This is a genomic window from Solicola agrisoli, from assembly GCF_049059935.1.
Lineage (GTDB): Bacteria > Actinomycetota > Actinomycetes > Propionibacteriales > Nocardioidaceae > JAURVT01.
This window is the reverse complement of record NZ_JBMGQR010000116.1, coordinates 1-8,470: the sequence shown is the minus strand read 5'-3', so window position 1 is coordinate 8,470 and position 8,470 is coordinate 1. Positions and strand designations below refer to the sequence as shown.

Annotated in this window: 12 protein-coding genes; 6 read left to right on the top strand and 6 right to left on the bottom strand. The window is 67.9% G+C overall.

From position 1 onward, the window contains the following. Positions 1-15 precede the first annotated feature (15 nt). Entirely contained in the window at positions 16-189 is a 174-nt protein-coding gene (locus ACI6PP_RS22280) for a helix-turn-helix domain-containing protein (protein WP_421113922.1), read from the top strand. A 333-nt stretch (positions 190-522) separates the two neighbouring features. On the opposite strand, the gene ACI6PP_RS22275 is transcribed toward ACI6PP_RS22280, so the two are convergent. After that, a complete protein-coding gene (locus tag ACI6PP_RS22275) occupies positions 523-663 on the bottom strand; it encodes a hypothetical protein (protein ID WP_421113921.1) in 141 nt (46 codons plus the stop codon). A gap of 185 nt (positions 664-848) precedes the next feature. Continuing rightward, positions 849-1,403, bottom strand: coding sequence for a hypothetical protein (locus tag ACI6PP_RS22270; protein WP_421113920.1), 555 nt, complete (start codon positions 1,401-1,403; stop codon positions 849-851). A 447-nt stretch (positions 1,404-1,850) separates the two neighbouring features. Between ACI6PP_RS22270 and ACI6PP_RS22265 the strand changes: the two genes are divergently transcribed. After that, a complete protein-coding gene (locus ACI6PP_RS22265) occupies positions 1,851-2,234 on the top strand; it encodes a hypothetical protein (protein ID WP_421113919.1) in 384 nt (127 codons plus the stop codon). 491 nt (positions 2,235-2,725) lie between these two features. Here ACI6PP_RS22265 and ACI6PP_RS22260 read toward each other — a convergent pair whose 3' ends face one another. Then, positions 2,726-3,073, bottom strand: coding sequence for a hypothetical protein (locus tag ACI6PP_RS22260; RefSeq protein WP_421113918.1), 348 nt, complete (start codon positions 3,071-3,073; stop codon positions 2,726-2,728). A gap of 114 nt (positions 3,074-3,187) precedes the next feature. Continuing rightward, positions 3,188-4,204 carry a GGDEF domain-containing protein gene (locus ACI6PP_RS22255; RefSeq protein WP_421113917.1) on the bottom strand — a complete coding sequence of 339 codons (1,017 nt, stop codon included), beginning with the start codon at positions 4,202-4,204 and terminating at the stop codon, positions 3,188-3,190. A gap of 218 nt (positions 4,205-4,422) precedes the next feature. On the opposite strand from ACI6PP_RS22255, the gene ACI6PP_RS22250 reads away from it, so the two are divergent. Beyond that, a complete protein-coding gene (locus ACI6PP_RS22250) occupies positions 4,423-5,364 on the top strand; it encodes a LuxR C-terminal-related transcriptional regulator (RefSeq protein WP_421113916.1) in 942 nt (313 codons plus the stop codon). Positions 5,365-5,374: 10 nt separating this feature from the next. Here ACI6PP_RS22250 and ACI6PP_RS22245 read toward each other — a convergent pair whose 3' ends face one another. Further along, positions 5,375-5,614, bottom strand: coding sequence for a helix-turn-helix domain-containing protein (locus ACI6PP_RS22245; RefSeq protein WP_421113915.1), 240 nt, complete (start codon positions 5,612-5,614; stop codon positions 5,375-5,377). Positions 5,615-6,287: 673 nt separating this feature from the next. Between ACI6PP_RS22245 and ACI6PP_RS22240 the strand changes: the two genes are divergently transcribed. Next, the gene (locus ACI6PP_RS22240) at positions 6,288-6,491 is read left to right on the top strand and encodes a BldC family transcriptional regulator (RefSeq protein ID WP_421113914.1); all 204 of its coding nucleotides are present in this window, start codon (positions 6,288-6,290) and stop codon (positions 6,489-6,491) included. A gap of 654 nt (positions 6,492-7,145) precedes the next feature. Here the strand turns inward: ACI6PP_RS22240 and ACI6PP_RS22235 are convergent. Next, positions 7,146-7,340 carry a hypothetical protein gene (locus ACI6PP_RS22235; protein ID WP_421113913.1) on the bottom strand — a complete coding sequence of 65 codons (195 nt, stop codon included), beginning with the start codon at positions 7,338-7,340 and terminating at the stop codon, positions 7,146-7,148. Between the two features lie 46 nt (positions 7,341-7,386). Between ACI6PP_RS22235 and ACI6PP_RS22230 the strand changes: the two genes are divergently transcribed. Beyond that, positions 7,387-7,713 (top strand): hypothetical protein, encoded by a 327-nt coding sequence (locus tag ACI6PP_RS22230; RefSeq protein ID WP_421113911.1) that lies wholly within the window; start codon positions 7,387-7,389, stop codon positions 7,711-7,713. 79 nt (positions 7,714-7,792) lie between these two features. After that, positions 7,793-8,401: an SMI1/KNR4 family protein gene (locus ACI6PP_RS22225; protein ID WP_421113910.1), complete on the top strand. Its 609-nt coding sequence runs from the start codon at positions 7,793-7,795 to the stop codon at positions 8,399-8,401. Positions 8,402-8,470 lie beyond the last annotated feature (69 nt).

The following is an 8,470-nucleotide window of genomic DNA, read 5'->3' as shown; positions in this document are numbered from 1 at the left end:
CACGAGGCACCAACGCTGCTCACCCCCGGTGAGGTGGCGCGCATGTTTCACGTCGTGCCCAGGACGGTCACCCGTTGGGCTGAGGCCGGGAAGATCCCGATGGTCCTGACTCTGGGTGGGCACCACCGGTTCCCCGCGGACGCCATCCACGCCCTGCTCACGGCGGACCAAGAGCCCACGAGCAGCTAACCGCGCGCTTCGCCGGGCTGACCGGTATCGGCGAGTGTCAGTCCACGATGAGTAGTAGCCGCCGCCAAACTTGCGGTACTGGCATGAGCCGCAGTTCTGACCGACCCCAAGACGGGTCGGTGGTCAAGCCGGGGGCCCACGCCGCTCGTCCAGGTGCAGAAGAGCCGCCCAGGGTCTCGGGTCCCGGGCGGCTCTGAACCCCAAACCTATGTGATCGCCGGCGAGCGAATCAAACCGGCTGTGCTCTGCCTGGGCCAGGTGGACAATCAACGAAGCAAAGTGTCGCCGCCGGCCCGGCGTGGGCTTCGCCTTCACTCATCGGAGCGGGTCCGCTCAGCGGCCAGACATGGAGTCATGGACGGCCATGAAGTCTGCCAGCGCTCGGATGGCACGGCCGCGCTGCTCGCGACTGTTGGTGGCCACGATGTAGTTCTCTAGCGCCACCATGGCGATGTCGGGATCGATCGTGGTCATCAGGTACAGCGGCGGTTCGATGGCATCTGGCCCACCGGCGGCTCTACCAAAGTTGTTCATCATCGCGGTGCTGCACCGTCCTTCAAGGTCGTATTCGACCGTACGGCCGCGGTGCCGACCACGCACACCCACGTGACGGTGCCCCAGACAAGTTCAGCTGGGCACCGGCTCGACCGTGCTGCCGGTCAACTCGAGGCGGATGTCATGCGGCGGCTGGACGACGCCGCAGCGACGATCCTGGTTGCGGCCTCGAAGTCGCTGATCCCCAGATGAGCGGCCTGACGGCTCAGGCGGATCCGTGCGCGCCGCTGGTCCACGCCACCCTTGCCCATCAGCACGCCGACTGCGGTCGAGATCGTCGCGGCCTGGTACTCAGCGACCTGCTGGCGCACACCGGTCACCACGACACTGGTCGCCTCGGCGACCTGTGCGGCTGCATGCTCGCCGAGCTCGGACGTCAGGTCGCACCCACCTGAGCCCTGCGCGCACACCAGCCGTTCCACATTCGTCACCGGGTCCGGTCGCACCGCGAGCGTCGCCGGCAGGCCCACCTCGAGGCGGCCGTCGCTCTGGCGGCCGCATGCGTCGCACTCCAACTCACTCAACCCGTGGCTATCGAGCAGTTGGTGCCGGGCAGCTCGCTGCGCCGGCTGCGGGGTGGTCAAAAACCCGCAGGAGCACCGGGCACGAACCTTGCCCTCGGTCGCCACGTACCCATCGAACAGATGAATCGCGTGCATTGGGCATCCTCCGAGACGTAGTTGACTGCTCAACCAAAATACCGTGTGCACGAGACATTGGAGTAGACCACTCGTGCCCACCTTGCGTAGAACCCGCCACCGGTCCGCCGTTACCGGGCAATTGAGGTGGTTCGGCGCCCTCTGCGCTCATTCACCGTCGCAGCGAATGTGACCGACGTCCCGGCGCGTTGCGTAGATTCTCAAGAGGACGCGGCGGCATCAAACCGTTGCCTGGATACGTCGGGCCGCGGGTGCCGGCCCCGCGCCTGCGTTAGGGGTTCCAGCTCTCATCGCTTCTCCTCCGGCGACAACAAGTGGCTGAATCCAGGGTGTCGTCGCGTCTCAGGTCAACTTCCGCGCGCGGCGGGACATTCACGCCCGGTCTGCAAAAAGCCCGCTAATTGGCCACCATCGTGGTCATCATTTCGCCGACCAACGAGGCAGCCCATGTCCGACTCGACCCCGCAGACGCACCGTGCCGCAGGCGTCCGACTGACCTGGCGGCACCACCAGCTGGAGTCACCGCCCACCGGTCCGACCGAGCCGGGCCTGGGACGTCGGTCGACCGACTACCTGGCGGTCACCAACTCCGGCGACGCCGAGGCCACCACGCTGACGCTGGTGGTCATCCCCCTGAACGGCTCCCCCATCGCTCTGTGCGATGCACCCGAACCGTTGGACCTACCTGCCGGACGCTCCGCCAGTTGGGCGCTGCTACGCACCGCCGTCAACCGCGGCCGCACTCATGTCATCAGTGTCGCCGCGTACTGGTTCGAAGACGACCAGGAACACTCGGGCCACTGGGATGTCACCATCGGTGGTCGCTGGTGAGACCACGAAGAGCAGTCAGTGTCCGGGACTGGCCTTCGTGACCGGTACGCCGTCGTCGTGCCGGTTGGCCACCGCCGGGCGCGTGGGTTGGTGCCACTCACGCCACACCCATCCCGCGTCTCGTCACGGACACGATCAGCCCGCCACGTCGGACAATGCGCGCAACCGGCCGCCTGGTCGTACAGCTCGAAATGCGCGGTTCTGTCGCATGGGCGAAATTTGCGAATATCGATCGGCCTCGACTCCGTCATCCGCCCTTCTTTGACCCAGGCGTATGGGCTTTGACGAGGGCATCAGTCCACAGCGGAGCCCTGACACGTCCGGCGTCGAGCAGGTAGCCATCCAACAGATGCACCGTTCGGTACGGCACCGACCGGTCCCAGCATGCTCGCGAGTCCATGCGCCTGGGGTCAAAGCGCCGCACCCAGTATCAAGAGCAGCAGCGGCGGGTGACCCTCAGGGGCCCTTTTCGCGACCGTAGGCAGCCTTGATCAAAACCGGGTTGCGTCCGCGATGGCGTCGGCGAGCTGTTGGGCGGCTTCGGGGCCCAGGTGCGTGGTCAGGTCGCACCCACCGCTGCTCTCGGCGCAGAGCAACCGTTCGTCGCCGGTGGCAGCGTCGACCCGCGCGACCAGGGATGCTGGCAGTCCTGCGCCTGCGCCGGTGCGGGACCGGTCGCCGCGTCGGCATGCGTCGCAGACTGTCTCGGTGAACCCGTGGCTGAGCTGCAGCTGCTGGCGGGCCGCTCGTCGTGCGCTTTGCGGTGTGGTGAGGAACCCGCAGGAGCAGCGGCCCCGAACGCGGCCTTGGGTGACGATGTAGCCGTCGAAGATGTGCACCACTGATCGCATGAGTCCCCCGTGATGATGAGTGGACATCACCGGCCGCGCCGGCTAGCCCCGGTTGTGATGGTGAACCGAGATAATCACGGTGTCTGTCAGTTCTGCGTAGGTTCAGACGGGCTGTTCGGCCCGGGCCACGACGGTGGTGTTGCGCCCGGCGGCCTTGGCCTCGTACAGGCACTCGTCGGCGCGGCTCAACGCGGTGGCAATTCCGGCCGAGAACGTCGAGCCCGACGGGTGCCGGGCCCAGGCGGTGCGTAGCCGCTGCACCAGCACGGCGGCTTGCTGCTGGCCGACTTGGTCGAACACGAGCAGGAACTCCTCACCACCGAACCTGTAGGTCCGGTCGTTGCGGCGGGTGTTGGCCCTGATGCAGTCACCAAAGGCGCGCAGCAGCTCATCGCCGCCCAGATGTCCATGGGTGTCGTTGTAGGCCTTGAAATGGTCCAGATCGATCAGCACCAGCGCCGGTGCCACGCTGTCGGCGGCACAGTCTCGAGTGAGCTCGGCCATGGCGCGGTTCAGCTCGGCCCGGTTCGACAACCCGGTCAGAGGGTCGGTGGTCGCCAGGTGCTGCAGCTTGCGCAACAACCGGGCGGGGATCTCAGCGCAGACCGCCCAGATCAGGGTGGCGATCGACAGCCGGATCAACGTCTCGCGCACCGGCAGACCGAACGACAACCACGCCGCGACCCACGCAATGGGCAGCAGCACCACGAACCAGCCAGGCGGGTTCGTCTGCCCCGCAAACACGAACCCCAACGTCTGGGCGCCGACCAACAAGGCGGCGGCGGTCGGTGAGACCAGCGACAAGCCCAAGGTGGACAGCGACAGCAGCACCGGCCAGATCAACATCCACCGTGGCGGCGACTCGCGCAGCCCCGCCCACACCACCGCGCTCATGACGACCCAGGCGGCCGCGCCGGCAACGATCGTGGAGGTGATCTCCCCGGTCGCCCAGCTCGTCAGCACCGCGACCACGCTGAACAACGCCACCCCGGCAGCGCCGTAGGTGTTCGCCCGCTCCCGGGTGTGCCACACCGACGGGCCCGCCGGAGCCGCCACCGACGGTGGCGCGGTGGCGGGTGCGGGAGGGACCGCCGCCCGACGGTTCACGAACGGCAGCACCGCGCGGACCCGTGTTCCGCTCACAGAAGCCATCGCCATCAGTGCCGTCCATCCCTCGCGCCACACAGTCCGTCTACCTAGTATTGATTAGATCGGCTGATGTGGCGATGACCTAAGCGGAACGGCGCAATTCCGACGGAATGGTCCGTCACCACCGCCGCGCGACGGGGCGCGGTGGCGGTCTGAGGCGCACACTGTCGTGACGACAGGAGCGCGCGATGACTGGTGTGTCGGTGGTGACCTGGAACCCACGACGGTTCCGCCAGGCCGTTGCCCGCACCAAGCTCACCCACGTGCAGCTGGCGGCCATCGCCGGCCTGCCCGCGGCCTCGGTCGGCGCCTTCGGACGCGGTGTCGCTGCGCCGACGCCCGCCGGCCTGGTGTCGCTGGCCGCCGCGTTGCGCGTGACGACGACCGACCTGGCGCCGATGAGCGAGCACCCGTCCCTGCACGAGCTGCGCTGGCACACCGGACACAGCGTGACCTCGCTGGCCCAGGTTTTGGGCTTCTCGGCCGGGCAGGTCGGCGCAGTGATGGGCGGCCGCGCGCCAATGACCAATCCGGACCGGTGGGCACGCGCACTGAAAGTCGACCTAAAGCAGCTCGAGGCGGCCCGCCGCGTGGTCCCGCGACGCCCAACGGCCCCGCCGCCCCCGCCGCCTACAGAACGCACCCATGCTGTCGAGTGCGATCCGTGGAGTGGCGGGGTCGCCACACTCTCCCGCGCCCTGGCCCGCCCACTGAGCCCCCGCCAGCAGCAGGTGCTGCGGCTGTTGTGCACCGATGCCACCGTTGACCAGATCGCCGCCCAGCTCGAGCTCACGATGGCCACGACGCGGACCCACATCCGCCTCCTGTACGACCGGCTCGGCCCGGACGCGCACACCCGCGCCGCCGCCCGGGCCTTGGTCGTCAAGGCCATCCCCGACCCGGACCTGAGACGCACGGCGGTCTCCAACGCCCTTTCGGACCTGCTCGGACCCGGGCGACTTGAGGTGATGAGCCGGCTGCACGACGGTCAGACGGTGGTCCAGATCTCCCAAGCTCTGGGAGTCTCCACCAATACCGTGTACGGCCGTGTCCGACACGTGCACCGGCTCCTCGGTGTGCACACCCGCGCCGAGGCGCTGACTGTCCTGTTTGGCGGACCCACCCCCTAGGCGGGTGACCTCACCACAACAGGCAGGCCGGGTCGTTCGTGACACGCGCCTTGAGGTCCTCGACTGCTTCGCTGCTGAGCAGCGTCCGGCCGTCGCCGCTCGACAAGGCACTCAACCGCCCCCGGTCAACCCAGCGGCGCACCGTGCGGACCGAGACCCCCAACCTGGTCGCGGCCTGAGCGACCGTGATGGCACCGGGGACCACCTGAGATGCAGTGGGGAAGGTCGAGACGCTCGCAGTGGGAGGCATGGGCCAGTCCTGTTCGCCGAAGGGTCAGATGTCGACGCGGGCCCGAACCCACAACCCCAGTCTCACCCGCCGCCTGATTCTCGAGACGACTCTGGCCGGTCGACGAACCGTTCCTGAGCAAACCTTGACCCCGTGCTGTCATCGCCTTGAGCTACCCCGACGAATTAGGGCAAAATCGCGTGTTTAGACGTGAGAGGCGGTGGGAATCATCGAGTCCGCGGCGCCGCCCGACCCGCCCCCGTGGCGCCAGGCGGCGCCGCCGACCTGGTCGCCGTTCTCGGGGCTCTGACGGGGAGCCCCGAGAACGGCTCACACATGACGCAGGCCAGCTCGGCACAGCCCCAAGCAACCTGGCATCGCGTCGGCCGTGCGCACGTTCACCTCGACACACGAATCGACCTGAGACCAAGAGGCCGCGCCACCCTCCCCCTCGGTGGCACGACCCTCCAGACCCGGACACAAGAAAACCGCCCTGGAGGTCTCGGGTCCTCAAGGGCGGCTCCCAATACGTACACAACCACGATCTCCGGTCGCGACCCACATTGGCATCCTGGGGGCCATGCACCTGGATGAGAAGTTAGACCGAATGGCACCTATCTGGGGTATCTCGGGTCGGGGTCGCGAATGTCATCATTTGGGTCCAGATCACCTGTCGCCTAGCGACAATGGGCCCATGGCCACCACGACCCGTCCCACGCCCGCGCTGTACACGCCCGGCGAGGTCGCGCGGATGTTCCGCGTCGACCCCAAGACCGTCACCCGTTGGGCCCAGGCCGGCAAGCTGCCCGTCGTGCTCACCCTCGGCGGGCACCGCCGCTTCCCCGCCGATGCGATCCGCGCCGCACTCGAGCTCGACCACCACAGCACCGACAACTGAGGCCAGTACCCGGCCACGGTTTGAACCGTCAGCGCCGATTCGAATAGGCGCGCTTAACAGGCCGCCGACGGCAGCGACGGAGACGGCAAGCCCGTGTCGTCGTCGGCCCACGTCAGACTGACCGGACAGGTGGGCTGGTGCCACTCCCGGCTCACCGGCACCCCGACGATGTCGACCGCCGACTCCACCCGCCACGTCGGACAGAACTCACAGCTGTCCGGCACATCCGAAGCCTCGAAGTCCACCGACACCGTCGCAGGCGCGAAGAACTCGCCGCCCAGCGATCGTCCTGGACTCATGTCATCCCACCTCATCCGTTTGGACCATTGACGCACAACCCCACCCGAACCGTGGTCTTTTGTCACCACTCCCCCGGATGTCGAGGCGGCGCCGGTCGGACCGGCACCGCCACTTCCCCGTCGCGGCGGCGCTGCAGCTCGACGCCGAACCGCTCGTCGGCGCCGATCGGTGACGCCTCATCGAGCAGGTCCTCGTGCTCGGCGCATGCGAACGTGCACCACGAAGACCCGTCCGTGAACGCGATCGTGCCCGCGGCCGTGGGGTCGGCCCGGCAGTGCGTCGCCGACGACGCCCCTACCACCTGGACGTACCCGCAGCAGCCGGGCAGACCCGGCGCGACCGGCCCTGCCCGGTTCACGACCTGGTGCCGCGCTCGGGCGCCCGGTCGACGCACAGCGCGATCAGTCGCCACCCCTCGGGCGCCCGTCCCTCGGCCTCGGCCAGGGCGGCGTCGTAGTCACCGGCCTCGACCTGCAACTCGTCGACCTCGAGCACATGCCCGCCGGCGTGGTCCGGCGGAAGTTGCTGGATCGTCGCGTGAGGAAGCACACCTCATCGTAGAACACCTGTTCGAACGATCACCTACTATCGGGCGATGGGATCGAACCGCCGCTACGGCTCCCCCCGCGAGCAGGCCGCCGGCCGCGCCAGGGCCGCGCTCGACCTCACCCCGCACGTGCCCCGCACCCGCCACGTCTGGGTCCGAGCCAACCAACGCCGCGACGCAGCGGCCTACCCCGGGCTCGTCGTGTCCTGGCGCCGCGAACGCGACCGCGCCGACCACCCCGAGTGGGTCGCCCAGGTCGCCTACGTCCCCGCCGGCGACCAACTCACGATCGCCTGGGTAGACGCCGGCCGACTGATGCCTGCCGTGGTCGACCCGGCAAGAGACGTTTTCAACCGCGCTCGTGGGACCAGGTGACAGTCTGATTTGCCACAGTCCTGGCCCGGCCTTGCTGGAAGATTGATCTGGCTTAATGCCCTGCCGCAGACTGGGCGGTGTGTCTGAGCTCGAGCGCACCTGGCGCAGGTACGTCGAAGTCCTCCAAGTGCACGCGCCGGCCTCGGCCGCGTCCATTCGGCCGCCCGCTTCTCCAGACACACGGACCGCAGCGTTCGGCGAGCACTGCCTCGCGGACTTCGAGCTCGTAAATGAATGGTTTTCCCTGCACGACGGCTCCACAACCGGCGATGCGGGACAGCTGCTGCCAAAGCAATGGCTCTTGAGTGCCACCGAGGCCGTCAGCTATTCGAAGATCATTGCTGACGGGTGGACGCATCACAAACCCATCAACGGACCGGCCGAGGCGGGTGTCTCTTCGTTGACGTGGTGCCCGGAGTACTTGCTGATCGCTTACAACTCCAACAATGACGGGTTGTTCCTTGACCTGCGAGCCGGTGGCCGCCACGGCTTGGCCGCCCACTGGGACCCCGTCGACTCCGACTCATCCCTCAACGACGGTGACGGCAACCTCTTGCCGGACCACCTCGAGCAGCTGGCCGAGGCCGTGCTGTCCGGGACGCCGGTATCGGGCTTTCGCCCCGTCATCGCCAACGAGGCCTTGTCCTGGGAGTTCGCTGGTGTCCTCCCAGGACAAGGCTCCCACTGAGCCTCAGTTGTAGTTGCTGCTAACAGCGACCCAGTAGCGCTCGCCGTCGTGCACTCGCTCGTCGACCAG

What these genes read in the sequence shown, in the direction of transcription:
- ACI6PP_RS22230 (WP_421113911.1), top strand. Translation starts at nt 7,387, where the DNA reads ATGGGATCGAACCGCCGCTACGGCTCCCCCCGCGAGCAGGCCGCCGGC.
- ACI6PP_RS22240 (WP_421113914.1), top strand. Translation starts at nt 6,288, where the DNA reads ATGGCCACCACGACCCGTCCCACGCCCGCGCTGTACACGCCCGGCGAG.
- ACI6PP_RS22245 (WP_421113915.1), bottom strand. Translation starts at nt 5,614, where the DNA reads ATGCCTCCCACTGCGAGCGTCTCGACCTTCCCCACTGCATCTCAGGTG.
- ACI6PP_RS22265 (WP_421113919.1), top strand. Translation starts at nt 1,851, where the DNA reads ATGTCCGACTCGACCCCGCAGACGCACCGTGCCGCAGGCGTCCGACTG.
- ACI6PP_RS22275 (WP_421113921.1), bottom strand. Translation starts at nt 663, where the DNA reads ATGACCACGATCGATCCCGACATCGCCATGGTGGCGCTAGAGAACTAC.
- ACI6PP_RS22250 (WP_421113916.1), top strand. Translation starts at nt 4,423, where the DNA reads ATGACTGGTGTGTCGGTGGTGACCTGGAACCCACGACGGTTCCGCCAG.
- ACI6PP_RS22270 (WP_421113920.1), bottom strand. Translation starts at nt 1,403, where the DNA reads ATGCACGCGATTCATCTGTTCGATGGGTACGTGGCGACCGAGGGCAAG.